The organism is Streptomyces sp. SudanB25_2051 (genome assembly GCF_964272635.1).
Lineage (GTDB): Bacteria > Actinomycetota > Actinomycetes > Streptomycetales > Streptomycetaceae > Streptomyces.
Genome location: NZ_OZ186787.1, coordinates 642,138 through 662,312, shown reverse-complemented (window position 1 = coordinate 662,312; position 20,175 = coordinate 642,138). Strand labels below are relative to the sequence as shown.

General features: G+C 74.6%; 16 protein-coding genes. 4 read left to right on the top strand and 12 right to left on the bottom strand.

Annotation, left to right across the window (positions count from 1 at the left end):
- Window positions 1-235: 235 nt before the first annotated feature.
- Complete coding sequence (locus ACSUPT_RS02880) at window positions 236-1,003, top strand: GNAT family N-acetyltransferase (RefSeq protein ID WP_436943403.1); 768 nt, start codon at window positions 236-238, stop codon at window positions 1,001-1,003.
- A gap of 220 nt (window positions 1,004-1,223) precedes the next feature.
- On the opposite strand, the gene ACSUPT_RS02875 is transcribed toward ACSUPT_RS02880, so the two are convergent.
- The 11 genes from ACSUPT_RS02875 to ACSUPT_RS02825 all read right to left on the bottom strand — a co-directional run bounded on the left by ACSUPT_RS02875 (window position 1,224) and on the right by ACSUPT_RS02825 (window position 15,856).
- Window positions 1,224-3,863, bottom strand: coding sequence for a SpoIIE family protein phosphatase (locus ACSUPT_RS02875; RefSeq protein WP_399217906.1), 2,640 nt, complete (start codon window positions 3,861-3,863; stop codon window positions 1,224-1,226).
- Window positions 3,864-4,053: 190 nt separating this feature from the next.
- The gene (locus ACSUPT_RS02870) at window positions 4,054-5,454 is read right to left on the bottom strand and encodes a lanthionine synthetase LanC family protein (protein ID WP_436943402.1); all 1,401 of its coding nucleotides are present in this window, start codon (window positions 5,452-5,454) and stop codon (window positions 4,054-4,056) included.
- Between the two features lie 246 nt (window positions 5,455-5,700).
- The gene (locus tag ACSUPT_RS02865) at window positions 5,701-5,859 is read right to left on the bottom strand and encodes a hypothetical protein (RefSeq protein ID WP_351963769.1); all 159 of its coding nucleotides are present in this window, start codon (window positions 5,857-5,859) and stop codon (window positions 5,701-5,703) included.
- Window positions 5,860-5,903: 44 nt separating this feature from the next.
- Window positions 5,904-8,723, bottom strand: coding sequence for a lantibiotic dehydratase (locus tag ACSUPT_RS02860; RefSeq protein WP_436943401.1), 2,820 nt, complete (start codon window positions 8,721-8,723; stop codon window positions 5,904-5,906).
- A 1-nt stretch (window position 8,724) separates the two neighbouring features.
- Window positions 8,725-9,711, bottom strand: coding sequence for a thiopeptide-type bacteriocin biosynthesis protein (locus ACSUPT_RS02855; protein ID WP_436943400.1), 987 nt, complete (start codon window positions 9,709-9,711; stop codon window positions 8,725-8,727).
- Between the two features lie 277 nt (window positions 9,712-9,988).
- Window positions 9,989-10,837: a pectate lyase gene (locus ACSUPT_RS02850; protein ID WP_436943399.1), complete on the bottom strand. Its 849-nt coding sequence runs from the start codon at window positions 10,835-10,837 to the stop codon at window positions 9,989-9,991.
- Window positions 10,838-11,112: 275 nt separating this feature from the next.
- Window positions 11,113-11,271, bottom strand: coding sequence for a hypothetical protein (locus tag ACSUPT_RS02845; protein ID WP_351963765.1), 159 nt, complete (start codon window positions 11,269-11,271; stop codon window positions 11,113-11,115).
- 215 nt (window positions 11,272-11,486) lie between these two features.
- The gene (locus ACSUPT_RS02840) at window positions 11,487-12,440 is read right to left on the bottom strand and encodes a cytochrome c oxidase assembly protein (protein WP_351963764.1); all 954 of its coding nucleotides are present in this window, start codon (window positions 12,438-12,440) and stop codon (window positions 11,487-11,489) included.
- A 105-nt stretch (window positions 12,441-12,545) separates the two neighbouring features.
- Complete coding sequence (locus ACSUPT_RS02835) at window positions 12,546-13,571, bottom strand: 6-phosphofructokinase (RefSeq protein ID WP_351963763.1); 1,026 nt, start codon at window positions 13,569-13,571, stop codon at window positions 12,546-12,548.
- 290 nt (window positions 13,572-13,861) lie between these two features.
- Entirely contained in the window at window positions 13,862-14,590 is a 729-nt protein-coding gene (locus ACSUPT_RS02830; RefSeq protein WP_351963762.1) for a type 1 glutamine amidotransferase, read from the bottom strand.
- 27 nt (window positions 14,591-14,617) lie between these two features.
- Complete coding sequence (locus tag ACSUPT_RS02825; protein ID WP_351963761.1) at window positions 14,618-15,856, bottom strand: MurT ligase domain-containing protein; 1,239 nt, start codon at window positions 15,854-15,856, stop codon at window positions 14,618-14,620.
- 113 nt (window positions 15,857-15,969) lie between these two features.
- Between ACSUPT_RS02825 and def the strand changes: the two genes are divergently transcribed.
- The gene (def, locus tag ACSUPT_RS02820; protein WP_351963760.1) at window positions 15,970-16,515 is read left to right on the top strand and encodes a peptide deformylase; all 546 of its coding nucleotides are present in this window, start codon (window positions 15,970-15,972) and stop codon (window positions 16,513-16,515) included.
- A 111-nt stretch (window positions 16,516-16,626) separates the two neighbouring features.
- Here def and ACSUPT_RS02815 read toward each other — a convergent pair whose 3' ends face one another.
- The gene (locus ACSUPT_RS02815) at window positions 16,627-17,274 is read right to left on the bottom strand and encodes a TetR family transcriptional regulator (RefSeq protein ID WP_351963759.1); all 648 of its coding nucleotides are present in this window, start codon (window positions 17,272-17,274) and stop codon (window positions 16,627-16,629) included.
- Between the two features lie 145 nt (window positions 17,275-17,419).
- Between ACSUPT_RS02815 and ACSUPT_RS02810 the strand changes: the two genes are divergently transcribed.
- Window positions 17,420-18,646, top strand: a complete 1,227-nt coding sequence (locus tag ACSUPT_RS02810; protein WP_351963758.1) for an acyl-CoA dehydrogenase family protein — start codon at window positions 17,420-17,422, stop codon at window positions 18,644-18,646.
- A gap of 238 nt (window positions 18,647-18,884) precedes the next feature.
- Window positions 18,885-19,943 (top strand): WD40 repeat domain-containing protein, encoded by a 1,059-nt coding sequence (locus ACSUPT_RS02805; RefSeq protein ID WP_436943398.1) that lies wholly within the window; start codon window positions 18,885-18,887, stop codon window positions 19,941-19,943.
- The last annotated feature ends 232 nt before the right edge of the window (window positions 19,944-20,175 follow it).

The window sequence follows — 20,175 nt, the reverse complement described above, 5'->3', positions numbered from 1 at the left end:
GCCGCGCTCCGCGACCTCGCAGACACACTCACGGTGAGGAATGAAGCCAATGTTCTCGGCGTCCCCCAGCGGCCGCCGTCGGCCCTGAGCGCCTGCTCCGCAGCGGCCTCAGCGTGCCACGCTGTTCCACACGGCGGCCCCACGACGCGGTGCCTGACGCACCGCCACGCTCCCGCGCCCCGAACGTCCCGCGTTCGCCAGGGGCTCCCGAGACTTCGTGAGGTCGATACCCACCATGGACATCCAGGTCCAGAGCTTTGCCGTCGCCAATCTCCGCCGCCGCCCCGTGGTCGTCGAGACCGGTGGCTTCGTCGCCGGATTCACCCCCGATACCGACAACCCCGACATGAACTACGCGACCCCGCTGCCCGGCGCCAAGCCGATGGAGCAAGACGTCGCGGCCTTGATCGGGGTCTTCCGGGAGCGGGGTCTGCTGCCCCGACTGGAGTTCGCCCCGCAGGCCGCCCCGGCCGTGGCACCGGCCCTGCGGGCGGCGGGCTTCGCCACCGAGGCGGTGCACGAATACCTCGTCTGCACACCCCACACGCTGACAGCCCCCGAATCCGCCGACTCTCCGCGTGTGGAGAGCCCGGCCACCGAAGAGGAGTTCGCCGAGCTCGACGCCGCGTTGGCCGAGGCATTCGGTGGCGTCTTCGCGCCCTCCCCGCAGGGTGCGGCCCGACTGCGCCGCACCCAGCGGAGCGGCGGAGCGGTCCGCTTCGTCCGCGACCCGGAGGGCGGCATCGTCGGCGGGGCGTCCTGTTCCCCGCCGGCCGAGGGCACCGCAGAGCTGTCCGGCGTCGGCACCCGCCCCGCCTACCGGGGGCGCGGTATCGCCGCCGCGGTAACCGCCGCGCTGACCGAGGCGATGTTCGCCCGGGGAGCCGGATCAGTCTGGCTGGAGTACTCCGGAGAAGGATCCCGCCGCGTCTACGAGCGCGTTGGCTACCGACCGCAAGGCACTCGCCTCTACCTCTCCTTGCCCCCGACGCGGCAACCCTGACGCCACCGACCCGCTCGGGGGGGGCGACGGCATGCCGCCCGCCCCCCCCCGAGCTCGCAGCGCCCCACCAGACGCGACGACCTCTCAGGCAGCGCCCGCCGCACTACGTCCGCGTCGATGGCGACCCTTCTGCGGGTGGTCCGAAGGCCGGGCCGTCCGGCATGCGCCTCGGGCGCGGGCCGCCGACCCGGGGGCCTGGGGCCGGCGGCCGGGGCCGGGGTCATCGAGGGGCGGTGGGGCGGACCGCGAGGATGGCGATGTCGTCGTCGCTGTCGGCGCCCAGGCCGATCAGGAGCTCGTCGCACAGGACGTTGAGGGGTTCGCGGGCCAGGGCGGCGGTGTGGCGGCTCAGGCGTTCCATGGCGTCGTCCAGCGATTCGTCGCGGCGCTCGATCAGGCCGTCGGTGTACAGCAGTACCGTCGCGTTGGCGGGGACGGCGTCCTTCGCGCGGGGGCGGGGCATGTCCGGGTCCATGCCGAGCAGCACTCCGGACCCGTCCTCCAGGAAACGGGTGTGGCCGTCGTCCGTCGTCAGCAGCGGCGGCAGATGCCCGGCCGACGAGTGCACCAGCTCCCACGGGCCTTCCGCCGGGCCCTTCAGCAGCCCGTAGATGCACGTCGCCGTGGCTTCCCGGTACAGCGTGTGGTTCGCCATGTCGAGGCGGCGCAGTACCGTCTCCGGGGGTTCCTGCCGGTCGACGGCGATACCGCGCAGCATGCTCCGCAGCTGGCTCATGGCGATGGCCGCGTCCAGGTTGTGCCCCGTCACATCGCCGATGACCAGCGCCGTGTCGCCGCTCGGCAGGATGAAGCTGTCGTACCAGTCGCCGCCGACCTGCGCCGTGGTGGACGACGCGGCGTAGCGGGCCGCCAGTTCCAGATGGGCGACCTCCGGCAGTACGGGCAGCAGGGACCGCTGGAGCCGTTCGGCGATGTTCCGGGTCTCCTGGTACAGGCGCGCGTTGTCGACGCCCAGGGCGAGCGCGCGGCCCAGGTCGTCGATGAGCGACAGATCCCCTTCGGTGAACGGCCGGTCCCGGTCCGTACGGGCCACGGTCAGCGCGCCGAGGATCTCCCGTCGGGCCCGCAGCGGCGCGACGATGGCGCTCACCGTCTCCAGCCGCCCGAACAGCTCCCGGTAGTGGGCGTCCAGCGGGCTCGCCGCCTCACCGGGCGGCGGGGAGTCGGCGAGCAGCAGCGGCCCGGCGCCGCTGAGGGCCCGCGCCAGGGGGCCGCGGGCCGCGTCCGTCAGCGGCGGCAGCGCGCCCTCGAACTCCTCCATGCACAGGTCGCCCGGGTCGCGGTGGACCACACGCGCCCGTTCGAGCAGCGCGTCCTCGGTGAACAGGTCGATCGCGCACCAGTCGGCGAGGCGTTCGGTGAGGATCCGGCCGACGTGTTGCAGGCCGTCGTCCAGGTCCGGGGCGTTGCTCATCGCGGCGCCGGTCTCCGCCAGCAGCGACAGGCGTTCCAGCGCGGGCAGGACTGCCTCGCCGCGCCGGCCGGCGGGGGCCGGGTGCTGTGGGGCGGACGGGGGAGCGGCGTGTTCCTGGGGCGCGGCGGCGGGGCGTCTGCCGGGGCGGCGCGAGGCGGGCCCCGGCGCGGCGGCGCGGGGGGACATCTGCGCGACGAACACCGTACGGCCGTCCGCCGTCTCCTGCGTCTGGATGAACAGTCGCACCGGTACGAGCCGGCCGTCGCGGTGCAGCGCGGGCAGCGGGACCGAGCGGCCCAGGATGCGGGGCTGCCCGCTCAGCAGCAGCGACGTGAACGCCGCGATGTGCCGTTCCCGCAGGTGCTCGGGGATGAGCGTGGGGAGCGGCCGCCCGACGAGGTCGTCGGCGTGCCAGCCGACCAGGTCGGCGGCGGGGCCGTTCACGGCGATGATGCGGTTCTGCTCGTCGGCGGCGATCGTCGGGACCCTGCTGGCCTGGACGTGCGCGGCGTCCCACGGCGCCGGTTCCGCGGGCCCGGCGCCCGGATCGCGCGGCACGACCGTCCAGGCGGTGGGGTGCGTGCCCGTGAGCTGGCCGGTGATCTCGTCGAACAGCCAGGTGTGGAAGACGCGGCTGCGGGGCAGCGCGGGCAGGGCGAGCAGCCGCTCCTCACGCGCGGCCTGCTCGGCCACGTCCAGAACGCGGCTCAGGGTCTCCACCGCAGGTCCCGCGTCGGCCGGCACGGCCAGCGGCAGGGAGCGGATCTCCCCCTCGACGGGCTCGTCGCGCAGCGCGGCCGTCACGCACGCGCTGATCACGTTGCTGATGTCCTGCGCCGTGACCAGGTCCTCCGGCGGTACGTGGTGTTCCCCGGCGGCCGCGGCGAGCTCCAGTTCGCGCAGCAGGACGTGCCGGTGCTGCTGCGCCGCGGCGTAGAGGGCCCCCGGTACGTCGACCAGCGTGACCGTCTCGGCGGACTCGGCCGGCGGCTCCGGGTTCCGCCACGCCGTGGGGTGCGGGGCCGGGCCCGGCGACAGTTCGAACCACACGGTCTTGGCCGTGTCGCCCGTTTCGACGCCGTGCCGGGACGCCAGCCGCTCGACGAGCGCCAGGCCCTGCCCCGTACCGGCGTACGGAGGGCAGTCCTGCGGCACCAGGACCCGCGTCGGACGGTGGTCCCGCACCGCGACGCGGACCCGGCCGTCGGCCGCGCCGGCGGACACGTCGATGTCGGTGCGGGCGTGCAGCACGGCGTTGGTCACCAGTTCGCTGGTGAGCAGTTCGGCGGTGTCCAGCAGGTCGGGTGCGGTCCCCGGTGCGGCATCGCCCAGAGCGGCCCGCACGAACCGGCGGGCCCGCGCGGCGCTCTCCGGGTCCGGAGGGAACCGTTGCGACGGTGCTTCCGGGGCAGTGGGGACGCCCATGCCCTCAGTCTGCCTCAGCGGACCCGGCCTCGCGGCCCGCCCGAGCCGCCCCGTGGCAGACGGGTGAGCCCCCGTGCCCCTCCGCCCCCGGTGCCCCCTGCCCGCCGTGCCGCCGGCACCGCCCCGGCGGAACGCCCGCCCGCAGCGGAACCGTGGCGCGATCCGCGTGCGCCCCGCGCGACTGCCGCTCCTAGCGGAGGCCCAGGCACGGCAGCCACGCCCGCGATGCCCCGCGGGCCGCCGTCAGCAGGGCGGCCAGCGCTCCCGGCGCGCCCGTCAGCAGATCCGCCGGCCAGCAGGGTGCCGCCGGCCTGGTCCCGCCCGCTCCGGGCGCGGGCCCCGAGCCGGGCGCATCCGGTGCGGCCCCCGATCCGGGGCCGGCCGGGCTCGTACCCGGGCCCGTGGCCTGCGGCGCCAACGCCTCCGGCAGCCGCGCGGCCAGCAGTACGGCGAGCCGCTCCCGCAGCCGCGCCGCCCCCTCGTGCCCGGCGTGCCGGGCGAACGCGTCGGCCACCACCAGCACGCCCGCCGCCCCGTGGCACAGGCCCAGCAGGTCGGCGGGCCCTTCGCCGTACAGGTGGAAGCCCTCGTCGTACCGCTCGGCCAGCCGTGTGAACACCTGGGCCGCCCGGTCCGCGGCCGCTTCGTCGCCCAGCGCGTTGGCGGCGTCCCACAGCGCCCACGCCACGCCGGGCGCCCCGTAGCACCACGCCTGCCGGGGCGCGGCCTCCCGCGAGGGGATCCGCCCGTCCAGCCCGGCGCCCGGCCAGGTGCGCAGTCCCCGCCCGTCCTCGTACTCCTGGCGCTCCAGCCACCCCGTGACGCGGCGCAGCGCCCCGGCGGCCTCCGGACCCGCGTGCCGTACGGCGGCGGTCAGCGCGGTGGCCACCCCGGCGGCGCCATGCCCCATGCCGGTGTTGATACGCCCCTGCAGCCACGCGAGGTGCGGGTGCCGCTCGTACCCGTCGGTGCGCAGCCGCCACAGGTCGTCGCTGTCGCACAGGGCGGTGAGCCGGTCCCGGTACGGCGCGAGGTGGACGGGATCGGGGCGTACCCCGGCGCACTGCGCGAGGAGGCCGCCCGCGGGGCCGACGATCAGGTCGTAGTCGGCCAGCCGTACGCCCTCGGTGCGGCTCTCGCGTGTCGCCGCCGTGTCGACGAGACGGTCGCGCAGCCGGTCGGCGACCTGGTGGAGGCCGGGGTGGAGGGCGGCGCCGAGGCGCAGGCCGACGAGCGTGCCGGCGAGTCCGCCGTCGTAGAGCCCGGTGTGGCCGGGGCCCCGCCCCGCGCCGCGCGCCCAGACGGCGACGGCGTGCGCGGCGGCGTGGACGTCCTCCGGTGTGGCGCCGTCGGCGCTCGCCACCACGTGGGCGAGCACGGGTACGCCGGGGTCCGACGGAATGGGCGCGGCCCCGTCGCCGTCGGGCGCGGCGGCCCAGCGGGTCAGACAGCGGACGGCGAGGTCGAGCGCGTCGGACCGGCTGTCAGCAGCGTGCGGGACGGGCCGGCTGTCCGGGACGTGCGCGGCGAGGCGGGCCGCGCCCGGCGGGGCGACGGGGGTACGGGCGGGATGTCGGGGCCTTGGCTGCACGGTGCTCCTCGGATCGCGTGCCTGCGGGAAAAGAGGGCGGATCGCCGGTGACAGGTGGCGGATGAGGACGGTTGGTTTCGGGTGTCGGGCTTCGCTTCTCGCTTCCCGGGTGTCGCTTTCCGCGTGCCGGGGGCCAGTCCCGTGTCCTGGTCGGAAGGGTCCGACCGGGGGCCAGGTTTCACAGCGGGTCCCAGGGGGCGTGGCGGAGCCGCCCGCTGGACGGGCGGCTCCTGTGGTGCGCTGCGGTCACCCGCAGATGACCACCGTGGCGCAGACGATGATCGTGCAGAGGCCGCTGCAGCCGGCCGTGTACGCCTGCGTCTCCGGCAGCTCCGTCTCGGTGATCCGCGCGTCGAGGTCGTCGATCAGGTTGTCCAGGTCGGTGAGTTCGAGGGTCTGGGGCATGGTGGTCCCGCCTTTCGTGGTTGTCGTTGCTTGCTTCTGTCTCCTCATGAGGTGTTGACCGCCCCAGGGGACCGCCGCCCACGCGGGACGGTCGGGCCGGGGACGCCTGTGGGCGCCTCGCCGGGCAGCAGCGTGGCCGCGGCCTGCGCGGCGAGCTGCTCCGGACGGGCGCGGTGGGGGAGGCGCAGCAGGACCTGTGCGGCGACCGGCGCCCCGCCGTGCAGCGGGTCGCGCAGGGTCAGGCCGTCCGGTCCGGGCAGCATCTCCTCGGCGTACAGTTCGCCGCCCGCCCGCTGCGCGCACAGGCGCTCGACCAGCGGGACGGCGGTCACGGAGTCCAGATCGGCCGGGACGGGCTTCGCCCCGGGCGCGGTGCGCAGGAAGACGTGGCGGGGCAGTCCGGCGGAGCGCCGCAGCACCGCCAGCGCGCGCACCTTCGCCAGGGCGCCGTCGCGGGGGTGCCACAGCCGGGCGCGGTCCAGCCGCCAGGTCGCCGGGGCCACCACGAGCGTGCCGCCCGCGACCGTCAGCCTCGGCAGCCGCGCGGCTTTGGGCAGCGCGGCCTCCAGGCCGTCGAGGCGCACCATCCGGCGGGTCGCCGGGAGACCTGCCGTCAGGAGCAGTCGCGTCAGCACGTCGTACGGCGGCGCGGGGCTGCGCGTCGCATGGTGGACCGGCACGATCCGCCGCCCGTCCGCCTCGGCGACCAGCAGCCCGTCCCGTACGCGCACCGTGATCCGGTCCAGCGGCAGGTACCGCGCCTCACCGCCCGCCGGGCCGTAGTACGGCGTCGGGTCCGGGTCGCCGGTCCACCAGGAGGTGACGACGGGGCGCCGCACGGCGTTCGCGGCGCGTTCGGCGAGCGGCGGCACCAGCAGTTCCACGAACCGCACGCCCGTGCGCCGCTCCAGGTCCGCGAGGAAGGCCCGGTACGCGTCGGCCGCCCCGTAGCCGCCGTCCAGCGCCCGCATCCCGTCCGCGAACCGCGCGTCCAGTACGCCCGCCGGGGACGCCGTCTCCAGTACGGCGAGCGCGCCGCCCGCACCGCCCGGCAGGGGCCGCAGCAGGCAGTCGTACGGCCAGGGCGGCAGCGCCTCGTCGGCGGGCGGCGCGCCGAGCGCGTCCAGCAGCCCGTCGTCCAGGTCGACCCGCTCCTCGGCGGCGTGGGCGGCGAGGTGGCCGAGCAGCGCGCCGTACGGGGTGCCGGCGGCGTCCGTCCCGGGCCAGCCCGCGTACGCCCGGAGCGCGACGGGGGCGGGGCCCTCGGCGGGGGCGAGCCGCTCGGCGAGGAGTTCGCTCACCGGACGGGGCTCCGGACCGATCCGCCACGGCACCTCCGCCGGAGGTTCCACGGCGGCCTCCCGCAGCGCGGCGATCCGCGCGGCGACCCGCACCGCGTCCTGTACCCGGTCGGCGGCGCGCGCCGCGACGACGGTGTCCGCCCGCCGGTACACGTCCACGAACCACCGCCCCGCCGCCTCGGCGGCCCGCGGCTCACGGGCCGGTTCCGCGCCGCCCGGACGCTCCCCGCGCCCCGCCGCCTCGGCGCCGTGCGACGGCCCGCACGACCCCGCGGCGCCCCCGGTCCGTTCGCCCGCCACCGCACCCGCCGCGCCGGTACCCTGCGGCCGCTCGGCGGTCGCCGCCGTCTCTGCCGATCGCGGAAGCCCGGCCGCCGCCCCGGCCCGCCCGGTCGGCCGCAGGCCGTGCTCCGCCGCCCCCGCCGGACGCGGCAGCTCCGCGCCCGGCGGCGTCCACGCCCCGTACCGCTGCCGGGGTGCCGCGCACACCTGCAGGACGCCCACCCCGGCCAGGTGCCGCAGGAACCCGCGCAGCACCGCGGGGTCCGCGGGGCGCGTGCCCGCCGCCCCGGCGGCCAGCGCCTTCTCCAGGTCGCCGAGTGCCACAGGTCCGTCCGCGAGCAGCGCCAGGACCCGGGCCAGCGCCCCGGTGCGCCGCAGGACGACCTCGCGCAGGCGCCCCGGATCGCGCGGCTCCACCACCCAGCAGCGCAGCACCGCCGTCCCGTCGGCCGGGTCGCCCGCCGTGAAGTGCAGCGGCGCGGGCGCCAGCAGCGTCGCCGGCGGGGCGTCGAGCAGGTCCACGGGCGCGGCACTTGTGCGTACGAGGTGGACGTTCTCCACCTCCCCCAGGGCGACGGCGCCCAGCGCGGCCCGCCCCGCGAGCAGCGTCCCGGCGCCGTCCGCGCCGCCCACCGGGGCCGCCGCGACATGCCCGGCCCAGCCGCGCGGTGTCGTCTTCGCGGCCATCCGGCCCAGCACCCGCCACAGGTACGCGGACCGCTTCCGCAGCTGCTTGCCCTGCCAGGAGCCGCCGTCGGCCAGCCGCCGCGCCACGTCCTCGACGACGCCGGGCGCGGTCTCGGCCAGGAACGTCCGCAGCACCGCGTCGTTCCGGGCGGACTCCCAGGCGCGGGTGCCCACGCGGGTCTGCTCCGCCGCCACGGCCTCCTCCAGCCGTCGCGCCTCCGCGCGGGCCTCCCGCGCGCCCTCCAGCAGCGACCGCGCCTCGCCCAGCAGCGCCCCCGCCGCCGGTACGCCGGACAGGGCGGCCAGCAGCGCGCAGTCGTCCGGGCCGGGCGCCTCCCCGGCGTGCAGGCGGCGGCGCAGCGCCAGTACGGCACCGCGCTCGGCGGCCCCGAGCCGGTCGTCCGGCACGAGATGGGTACCGACCCGTTCGGCGAGCGCCCGCGCCCGGCCGGCCAGCCGATCGACGGTGCCGGCGTGCCGGGCCACCCGGTCGAACAGCGCGGGGTCGCCGGCCGCCGTCCACGCGGCGCACGGCATGCCCGCGACCCGCAGCAGTGCCAGGGCGCCCAGGGTGTCGGCCGTGTCGGCGCTCATGTCAGGCCCTCCCGTCGTCGGTGAGCGCCTCGCCGGTGGGCGCCTCGTCCGCGAGCGCCTCGGTGAGCAGGCCCTGCCGGGCCACGGAGAAGCGCCCCCGGTTCCAGTGGAAGATCACCCAGTGGGCGGCGGCCCTGCGCGGCCCGATCCGCGCCTCACCGGACTCGAAGTAGCCGGTCCGCCATTCCTCGGCCGCCGCGCGCAGCGCGTCCCGGTGGGCGGCCACCCGCGCCCGCCACGCGGGGGGCAGCGCGTCGAGCCTGGCCTCATCGGGCAGCTCCCAGTACGCCCGGACCCCCGCCGCGGCCCGTTCCCGTTCGGCGCCGCGCAGCCCTTCCGCGAGCCGGCGGCCGGTCTCCTCCCGTACCGCCTGCCACACGCCCCGGTGCTCCCAGCCGACGATGCCCAGCCCGTCGAGTACGGCGCGCAGCAGCGTCAGCGACAGCCGCCAGTCGGCCGGCGGGCGCTCCCCGGTGTGGTGGTCCAGCCATGCCCGCGAGTCCGCGGTGTGCAGCCGGTGCACGTGCTCCATGGACCGGGCCCCGCCGTAGAGGTACGTCTCCGGCTCGTACACGGCCGGCACCGGTTCCGCCCAGCCGCGCGGCGACCGGCCGAGGAGGCGTACGAGCTCCGCGCGCAGCGTCCCGGCGGCGCAGGGCGCGGGCGCGTGGAACCGGACGCGCAGGCCCGGCGGCTTGTGGACGAAGAAGAAGTCGTCGGCCGCCCCCTCCTCGGTCAGTTCGCGGGCGGTGTCGGCGAGCCGCCGGTACAGGGCGGGCCAGGCACGCGCCCCGTCGGGGGCGAGGTTGATCTGCGTCCACCCGCTGTCCGGTCGCCGTTCGTCGCGCAGGGCGCGCAGTCCGGCGGCGACGAAGGTGCGGCGGGCCGCCTCGTACGCGTCGCCCTCGGGCACCAGCGGGAGGGCGCCGGGCGGATCGGTGCGGGCGTCGTGAAGGCAGTCCGCGAGCAGACGCTCGACCTGCAGCATGCGGCCTCCTCAGGGACGACCCGGCGGATGGCTCCGTCGGATGTCGGACGGTCCGACAACTGTGTGTCCATGTCACGGTCCGTCGAAAGCATGAGGAGAAGTAGTCATATGAACGATGGGAGTGCGCTGGCGTGACTCCGAGGTACGCGGGGCGGACGCGCGCGCCGGAGCCCGCCACGGGCGCCCCGTGAGGAACGACCGGGGCCACGGCGGTGGTCGCCGTGGCCCCGGGGTGCCGTACGCGGTTCCGGTGCGGGTCAGCGCCCGGACCGGACCGTCACTGGTAGGTGATGTCCGACGCGGCGTAGCGGCAGTGGGTGCCGTCGGGGCCGCTGCCGAGGGTGCGCGGCTCCTTGCCCTTGTTGTTGCCCTCGTACCGGACGCACGGCTGGATCTTCCGCTTGGCGTCGCCGTGGACGCGGATGTCGCGCAGCGACGCCGTGTCGCCGTAGTTGGCGTTGACGCCGACGAGCTGCTTGCCGGGCACGGTCACGTCGACGTCGCTGACGATGATCGTCCGCTTGTACTGCGTGGAGCAGTTGCCGCAGCTGCGCACCAGCTTGCCGAAGTCGGACAGCTGGAACTTGGTGATGACCAGCTTGCCGGCGCCGTTGAACTGGAAGACCTTGTCGGACGCCTTGCGGGCGCCGCCGCCGTACACCGTGTACACCGACGAGGCGGACTTGCCCTTGAAGGAGGCGGCGTCCTCGCCGACGTCCTCCCACCAGACGTTCTGCAGGGTGCAGCTGCCCAGGCAGTGGACGCCGTCGGCGGCGGGGGAGCCGATGACGACGTTCTTCAGGACCGCGCCGTCCTTCAGCGTGAACATCGGCGCCTGGCCCTCGCCCTGGCCGCCGTCGCCGAGGGCGCCGGTGCCGTGGAAGCGCTGGAGTTTGCCGTCGTACGTGCCGGACACCTCGATGGTCTTGGCGACCGGCTTGCTGCCCTTCGCCTCCGGCCACGCGGACGCGGCGCCCGCCGGGGCGAGCATGCCGCTGCCGACCAGCGCGGCACCGGTCAGGCCGAGCGCGGTCAGGCCGCCGACGACGGCGCGGCGACGGGTGAGGCGGCGGCGGTGACGCGCACGCGGCGCTACCGGCTGCGTCGGCTGTGTCTCTGAACTCATGTGAATCCTCGGATGGGGGGCCACTTGCACCCGGTAGTCGCCGCCGCCACCGGGAGGGTTGCCGCCCCGAGGAGTTTCTCCACGAAGTCCCCCCGGCGAGGGGTTCCGCCCGCGAGGAGTCCAGCCCGCGAAGAGTCCGGCTGCGCGAGGGCCCGGACCATCGGGCGTCCGGGCCACCGGGCGTCCGGGCCGCCGGAGCGCCGGGGCCCAGGACCGCCGGACTCCATCACCGTCGGGCCCCAGTCACCGGGTCCCGGGACCGTCCGGCCCCCGGCTCAGTTGTCGCCCGCGGCCACCATGCCCAGCGTCACCAGGCCGAGCACGATCCAGGCGAACCACAGCCATCCGTTGCTGCCCAGGGCCACCGTGTACGCCGTCGTCAGGACCAGCGCACCGATGGTGACCATCCCCATGGTCTTCGTGGAACCGGACATCGCGCCCTCCTCCGGAGCCGACCCGCGGGCCTCGCCCTGCCATGGTCGCCCCAACGGAGTGCACGGCGCTACCGGCGTGCACGTCCCGCGCGCACCCTGTGCGCCCCGCGCCCACCGAGGGGTCGTGCGCCCCCGCACCTCACGCGCGCCCTCGCACCCGCCCTGACCCCGCATCCGCGGTGACACCCCGCACCCGCGCCCGGGTGCGTCCCGGTCTACCGGCTGCCGCGTGCCTGGAGCGAGGCCAGGTACGCGTTGTACGCCTCCAGCTCCTTGTCGCCGTCGCGGTCCGCGGCCCGGTCGGAGCGGCGCGCCGCCCGCTGCTCGGAGTGGTACCACTGGTACATCAGCGCCACCAGCACCACCACGGACGGGATCTCGCTGAACGCCCAGGCGATGCCGCCCGCGGCGTTCTGGTCGGCGAGCGCGTCGATGCCGAGCGACGCCGGGGGGTGCGCGTACGTGCCGACCATCGGTTCCGACGCCATCATCAGCGCGATCCCGAAGAACGCGTGGAACGGCATGCCCGCGAACAGCTCCAGCATCCGCATCACATACCCCGGCCGGTGCGGGCCGGGGTCCACGCCCATGATCGGCCAGAAGAACACCAGGCCGACCGCGAGGAAGTGCACCATCATCGCGATGTGGCCCGTCGTGGAGCCCATCAGGAAGTCGAACAGCGGCGTGAAGTACAGGGCGTACAGGCTCGCGATGAACATCGGGATCGTGAACGCCGGATGCGTGATCACCCGCATGTACCGGCTGTGCAGCAGCATCAGCAGCAGCTCTCGCGGTCCCTTGGAGCCCCGGGCCGCCACCGGCAGCGCCCGCAGCGCCAGCGTCACCGGCGCGCCGAGCAGCAGCAGGATCGGCGAGAGCATGCTGATCACCATGTGCTGGACCATGTGGACGCTGAACATGACCATGCCGTAGTCGTTCAGCCCCGTGCACATCACCAGCGCCACGGTCAGCACACCGACGGTGAAGAACACCGTGCGGCCGACGGGCCAGGAGTCGCCGCGCCGCCGCAGCCGCGCGACCCCCCAGCCGTACAGCGCCAGCGCGAGCAGACAGCCCACCAGGAAGAACGTGTCCGGCGAGAACGCGAGCCCCCGCCCCAGCGTGAACGGCGGCAGGTCCATCATCGTGCCGTGTCCGCTGTGATCCATCCGGCGGCTCCTGATTCATGCTGGGTTGTCCGCTTGCCGCACCAGACTAGAACCGCCCCCGGCCGCGTCGGCGACCGGGGGCGGGTTCGGCGCGCCCGCGCGGCGCTACAGGACCGTCTCCGCCTCGGTGTACCGGTCGGCGGGGACCGTCTTGAGGGTCTGGGTGGCCTCCGCGAGCGGGACCATCACGATCTCCGTGCCGCGCAGCGCGGTCAGCATGCCGAACTCACCGCGGTGCGCCGCCTCCACCGCGTGCCAGCCGAACCGGGTCGCGAGGACGCGGTCGTACGCGGTGGGCGTGCCGCCGCGCTGGACGTGGCCGAGGATGACCGCGCGGGCCTCCTTGCCGAGCCGCTTCTCCAGCTCGCCGGCGAGCTGCTGGGCCACGCCCGCGAACCGCTCGTGCCCGTAGATGTCCTTGCCGCCCTCGTTGAACGCCATGGTGCCCGCGCGCGGCTTGGCGCCCTCGGCGGCCACGACGATCGCGAACTTCTTGCCCGCCGCGAAACGCGCCCCGACACGGGCGGTGAGCTCGTCGATGTCGAAGGGGCGCTCCGGTACGACGATCGCGTGCGCGCCCGCGGCCATGCCGGAGTGCAGCGCGATCCAGCCGGTGTGCCGGCCCATGACCTCCACGATGAGGACGCGCTGGTGCGACTCGGCGGTCGTCTTCAGCCGGTCGAGCGCCTCCGTGGCGACACCGACGGCCGTGTCGAAGCCGAACGTCACATCCGTCGAGGCGATGTCGTTGTCGATCGTCTTGGGCACGCCCACTATCGGCAGCCCGGCCTCCGACAGGAGGTTCGCCGCCTTCAGCGTGCCCTCGCCGCCGATCGGGATGATCGCGTCCAGGCCCAGCTCGGCGACGTGGCCGCGGGCCCGCTCCACACCGTCCACCAGGTGCGCGGGCTGCACCCGCGACGAGCCGAGGATCGTGCCGCCCTGGGCGAGGATGCCGCCCACGGAGTCCAGGTCGAGCTTGCGGTAGTCGCACTCCAGCAGGCCCCTCCACCCGTCGTGGAAGCCGATGACCTCGTCACCGTGGTCGACGACGGCGCGGTGCACGACGGAACGGATGACGGCGTTCAGACCGGGGCAGTCGCCTCCGGAGGTGAGCACACCAATGCGCATAGCCCGAAATACCTTTGCAACGTGGGCCGACTCCCGGACCACGTCGTCCGGTCTGGATCACCCGTAACCCTACCGGCGGAGGGGGGCGTCATCGAACCGGACGTCCGGCTTGTGGACACTTCGGAGGAACCAACGAGGAGCGGCGCGAAAAGGCCCAAACGAGCGGCCCGGCACACGGAAGTGCGACCCGGTCCGCGAGGCGCCCGGCACGTGCCCGGACACGGCGCAAAGGGGCGGCCGCGGGCCCGTGCGACGGACCGCGCGACCGCCCCTCACCGGTGCGGCGCGGCTCAGGCCGGCTGGCTGGCCGCCGCGATCCGCTCGGCGCGCAGCGCCTCGTACCACCGGTCGTCCGTCGGCGGCAGCGCGTTCACGTCGAGGGCCAGCTTCAGCAGCAGGTCCGCGATCTGCGGGTTGCGCGCCATGACGGGGCCGTGCATGTACGTGCCGAAGACGGTGTCGTTGTACGCGCCCTCGGTGCCGTCGCCGGTGCCGTTGCCCTTGCCGAACACGGTCCGGGCGAACGGGCGGGCCGTCGGGCCCAGGTGCGTGATGCCCTGGTGGTTCTCGAAGCCGGTCAGCTGCGGCAGGCCCAGGCGCGGGTCGATGTCCGCGAGGACGTCGCCCACGCACCGCTCGCCCTCGCCGCGCGTGGAGATCACGTCGATCAGGCCGAGGCCCGGCTCCCGCTCGCCGAGGTCGTTGATGAACTCGTGGCCGAGGATCTGGTAGCCGGCGCACACCGAGAAGATGATCGCGCCGTTCTCCGCCGCCCGGTTCAGTCCGCCGTCCCGGCGCAGCCGCTCGGCGGCGAGCCGCTGCGGCCGGTCCTCGCCGCCGCCGATCAGGTAGATGTCGCCGGAGGTGGGGATGGGCTGGTCGCTGCGCACGTCCACGCGGTGCACGTCCAGGCCGCGCTGGCGGGCGCGGCGCTCGACGACGAGGACGTTGCCCTGGTCTCCGTAGGTGCTGAGCAGGTCGGGGTAGACCCACACCAGACGCAGACTGCTGTCGCTCATGCTCTTTCGTCCTTAGGGGCTCGTGGGTCAGTTGCCGACGCGGCGGCGGACGTCCTGGAACGCGGTGTAGTTGGCGATCAGCTCGATCCGCCCGGGCGGCGCGCTCTGCACGGCCTCGTCGAGGGTGTCGCACACGCGGAAGTCCAGGCCCGCGACCTCCAGGCGCACGGCGAGGTCCAGCCGGCGGTCGCCGATCACGAAGATCGGGTGCCCGGCGAGGCGCGGGTAGTCGACGTCCCACAGCCACGAGGTGTCCGTGCCGTCCGCGCCGCGCGCGTTCACGGAGAGGATCACCGGCGTCGGCGGCTGGTCGATGAGCGAGAACGTCTCCAGCCAGCCGGCCGGGTTCTTCGCCAGCAGCAGCCGCAGGTCGCGGCCGAGGAACGACACCACGTCGTACCGGCCCGCGACGGCCTGCACCTGGTACATCCGCTCCAGCGCCACCTGGGGCGGCACCCCGAAGACGGCGGCGACGGCCGCGGAGGTCGTGGCGTTCGCCTTGTTGGCGCGGCCCGGCAGCTGGAGGTGGATCGGCCAGGCCGAGCCGTGCGGGTCCAGGACGTGGTCGCCGCTGAGCGCCCACGTCGGGGCGGGGCGGCGGAAGCCGCACTCGCCGCAGAACCAGTCGTCGCCGGGGCGCTGCATCACACCGCCGCACGCCGGGCAGGACCAGGCGTCGTCCTTCCACTCCTGGCCGGCCGCCACCCACACCACGTTGGGGGAGGAGGAGGCGGCCCACACGACGAGCGGGTCGTCGGCGTTGGCGACGACCACGGCCTTCGTGCCGGCGAGGCCCTCTCGCCACTTCTCGGCGAGCATCCGGGTCTCGGCGGCGCGGTCCAGCTGGTCGCGGGAGAGGTTGAGCAGCGCGATCGCCTTGGGCTCCGTGTCGCGGGCGACGCCCGCCAGGTACTTCTCGTCGACCTCGATGACGCCGTACTTCGAGTCCGTCCCGCCGGCCAGCGCCGAGGTGATGCCCGCGGGCATGTTGGCGCCGAGCGCGTTCGAGACGACCGGGCCGCTGGCGCGCAGGGCCTCGGCGATGAGCCGGGTCGTGGTGGTCTTGCCGTTGGTCGCCGACACCAGGACGACGTCCAGATGCTGCGCGAGCCGGCCCAGAAGGTCGGGGTCGAGCTTGAGCGCCACCCGGCCGCCGATCACCGATCCGCTGCCGCGCCCCGCCGCGCGAGACACCGCCGCTGCGGCCTTGCCCGCCGTCACGGCCAGCTTGGCGCGCGGCGACAGCGGCTCCGAGTTGCCTGCCATCGTCCTTGTTCCTCCTAGCGTGGGTCGCCTCAGCCTATCGAGATCCGGTCGCCGCCCCGAACCCCGCCACCTGCCGGAAGGCTGGTGGCGGGCCTGAACGTACCCTGAACGCCATGCGAAACCGGCCGATCCCCGGCAGTTCCGGCGCCGTGCGGGCGATGAGCCTGCTCGGCTCGCCCGTGCTGCACGCCCCCTGCGAGACCGTCACCGACTTCGGGCCGTCCCTGGCCCGTCTGGTGGAGGACATGTTCGCCACCATGTACGCGGCGAACGGCGTGGGCCTCGCGGCGAACCAGATCGGGGTGGGCCTGCGGGTGTTCGTCTACGACTGCCCGGACGACGAGGACGTCCGGCACCTCGGGCACGTCGTCAACCCGCGCCTCGTGGAGGCCGACGGGGTGAGCGTGCGGGGCCCGGAGGGCTGCCTGTCGCTGCCGGGCCTGGAGGCCGGGACGGAACGGTACGACCGGGCCGTGGTGGAGGGCGTGGACGTGCGGGGCGAGCCGGTGCGGGTGGAGGGCACGGGCTTCTTCGCCCGCTGCCTCCAGCACGAGTGCGACCACCTGGACGGCCTGGTGTATCCCGACCGGCTGGGCGGCTGGCGCCGCGCGCGGGTCCTGCGAGCCGCCCGCCGCGCCCCGTGGGGCCGGCGCGGCTGACGGGGCGTAGGGGCCGCGGGTACGCCGTGCGGCGGTACGCGCCCGAGGCCGGCCCCGCCCGCGCTCGTACCGCGTCCCGGTCCGCGTCGTCCGGCCGGGTGGGGCCCCGGCTCAGAACCGGGGGCCGTCCACGCGGTCGTCGGCCTCGGCGAGGCGGCCCCACAGGAGGTCGGCGAGGGCGGACACCAACGCGGCGCGGCCGCAGGGCCGTTCGCCGAGCCACCAGTCGCCGGCCGCGTGCATCATGCCGACGATGCCGTGGCCCCACACGCGCGCCATGGCCTCGCCGCCCTCGCCGAGGTCGATGCGCTCGGCGATGACGTCCGCGAGCTCCTCGCCCATGCGGCGCAGCACCGGCGCCGAGTGGCGGCCCACGTCGAACCCCTGCTCCGAGTGCTGGCCGGCCTCCTCCGACGGGTGCATCAGGAACCGGTACACCTGCGGGCGCGCCTCGATGGCGGCGAGGTACGTGTCGAGGGTGGCCTCCACGCGCCGGCGCCGGTCGGCGGGGGCGTCGAGCGCGGCGCGCAGCGCGGACAGCAGGGCGTCGGTGTGCCGTTTGGCGAGGGCCCGGTACAGCCCGCCCTTGTCGCCGAAGTGGCGGTAGAGGATCGGCTTGGTGATGCCGGCCTCGGCGGCGATCGCGTTCATCGACGCCTGCGGTCCGTCGCGCAGGACCACGCGGTCCGCCGCCTCGAGCAGTTCGCGCCGCCGCTGTTCGGCCGACCGCTGCTGCTCGGTCCGGTGTGTGGTGTCCATAGCGTCTCTCCCCGCCCGTCGATGTTCCGTAAGGCAGCCGCAACGTAACACCGTCACTGCGGACGCTGCCGGTTGACAGCCTCTACTTACCGGTAACAGACTGCGGTTACCGTTAGTAACATGCGCCGCGCGCCGGGAGGGAACCATGGCCGAGTTCACGCTCGAGCTGAACGACGACCAGAAGCAGGTCCGTGACTGGCTGCACGGCTTCGCCAAAGACGTGATCCGCCCGGCCGCCGCCGAGTGGGACGAGCGCGAGGAGACCCCCTGGCCGGTCATCCAGGAGGCCGCCAAGGTCGGCATCTACTCCCTGGACTTCTACGCGCAGCAGTTCTTCGACCCGACCGGGCTCGGCATCCCCATGGCGATGGAGGAGCTGTTCTGGGGCGACGCGGGCATCGCCCTGTCGATCGTCGGCACGGGACTGGCCGCGGTGGGCGTCCTCGCCAACGGCACCGAGGAACAGATCGGCACCTGGATCCCCGAGATGTACGGCACGCCGCAGGACGTGAAGGTCGCCGCGTTCTGCTCGTCGGAACCGGACGCCGGGTCGGACGTCGCCTCGATGCGGACCCGCGCCGTGTACGACGAGGCGAAGGACGAGTGGGTCCTCAACGGCACCAAGACCTGGGCCACCAACGGCGGCATCGCGAACGTCCATGTCGTCGTGGCCGTCGTCGACCCGGAGCTCGGCTCCAAGGGCCACGCCTCCTTCATCGTCCCGCCGGGCACGCCGGGGCTTTCGCAGGGCCAGAAGTTCAAGAAGCACGGCATCCGGGCCTCCCACACGGCGGAGGTCGTCCTGGAGGACGTACGGGTGCCCGGCTCGTGTCTGCTCGGCGGCAAGGACAAGCTGGACGAACGGCTGGCGCGCGCCCGGGAGAAGGCCCGCAACGGCGGCGAGCGGGTGAAGAACGCCGCGATGGCCACGTTCGAGGCGTCCCGCCCGGCCGTCGGCGCGATGGCGGTCGGCACGGCCCGCGCGGCGTACGAGGTGGCGCTCGACTACGCCACGACACGCGAGCAGTTCGGCCGCCCGATCATCGACAACCAGGGCGTCGCCTTCCAGCTGGCCGACATGCGCACCCAGATCGACGCGGCCCGCCTGCTGGTGTGGCGCGCGTCGTGGATGGCCGCCACGGGCAAGCCGTTCACGTCGGCGGAGGGCTCCATGTCGAAGCTGTACGCCAGCGAGGTCGCCAAAAAGGTCACCGCGCAGGCCATCCAGATCCTCGGCGGCAACGGCTACACCCGCGAGTACCCGGTCGAGCGCATGCACCGCGACGCCGCGATCTACACCATCTTCGAAGGCACCAGCGAGATCCAGCGCCTCGTCATCGCCCGCACCCTCTCGGGCCTCCCCATCCGCTGATCCGTGGATCCAGGCAGGACGGATACAGCGCCTACCCGAAGCCGGCCTCCTCTCTCACACGAGAGGAGGCCGATCAGGCCGTAGGGAGGCATGTTGATCCACGGTCGGGTGGTGTGCGCGAGTGCGGACAGCACCGCGGTTCGTGCCCGGACAGCACTCCTGTGTTCCGCCGCGGTCCGGTGGGGAGCACGGGATTCTCGTTTCTCCTCCGGTGAGAGGGGCGGTTAGCCTCCGGGGCATGACGGACCTGGTTCACGAGGGCGGAACCGGCGGGGAGCCGGCGGCGACATGGGTGGTGGGCCCGGGGACGGGGTGGCGGGTGGAATGGGCCACCGACGGCCTGATCACCGGGTCCGGCAAGGCGGCGACCGGCCACGCCGACTGGGTGCGTTCGGCGGCGACCACCGTGGTTGACGGGCGCGCGGTCGCCATCACCGGAGCTGACGACGAAGCCGTACTGGTGTGGGACCTGGCGACAGGAGAGCGGATCGGTGCCGCGCTGCCTGCCCGTGGTTCGGTGTGGACTGTGGCCACAGAGATCGTGGACGGCCGTCCGGTTGCCCTCGTCGCCGACCCGTCTGCCCTGGTGCAGTCGTGGGACCTGGCCGAGGGCCGTCCTCTGGCGAGTCTCGCTGGTGGCGCGTGGGCTGCGGCGACAGGCGTGGTGAACGGTCGACCCCTGGTCCTCATAGGAAGACAGAACGTTCCCAGGCTGTCGATGTGGGACCCGGCCACGGGCGAGGTTGTGGGCGATCTCGTGAGCGACCCGCAGGTGGGGCGGATCGGCGCCGTGGTGGCGGTGGCGACGGCAGTGGTGGACGGCCACTCCGAGGCCGTCACTCTGCACGACGACAGCACCGTCAGGGCATGGAGTCTCACCGAGCGTCTGTATCAGGGCCAGGTCGCACCCCCGACCGGGGGCAACAGCCAGCGGGTGTCGCTGGCCGTCGCCGTCGTCAGCGGCCGCTTGGTCGCCGTCACCGGCACCTGGGACGGGCAGGTTCAGGTGTGGGACGTGGCGACATGCACGGAAGTGACGGGGCGTGCGCCACTGACCGGCCATACGGGGCCGGTGTGGGCCCTCGCCGCGACCGTGATCGACCCCCTCGTCATCACAGCCGGTGACGACCGGACGGTACGAGTGTGGGACATGGCCGCCCGCCGTCAGGTGGGCTCGGATCTGGTGTTCCCTTCGGAGGTGACCGCCGTGACCATGGCCTCCGACGGGCGGCTGGTGGTCGGGGTCGGCGGCGACATAGCGGTCCTGGCACCGCACCCGCATGCCCGGGCACGGTGACGCTGTTCCCCTCGTCGTCGGCGAGAGCGATGAGCATCGCTTCGCAGCGATGTCGTCCATAGCCGCCCCCCTCATCGACAAGGACTGAGCGATCGTCGCCCTGCAAGGAGCGCATCCGCCACTCCATGTCATCGGGAGTTCTCACAGCTCGCACCCCCTCCCGGGCCTCCCCATCCGCTGACCGCCCCGCGGCCACGCCGTCTCCCGGAACCCCGGGCCGGGGCTCCGGGAG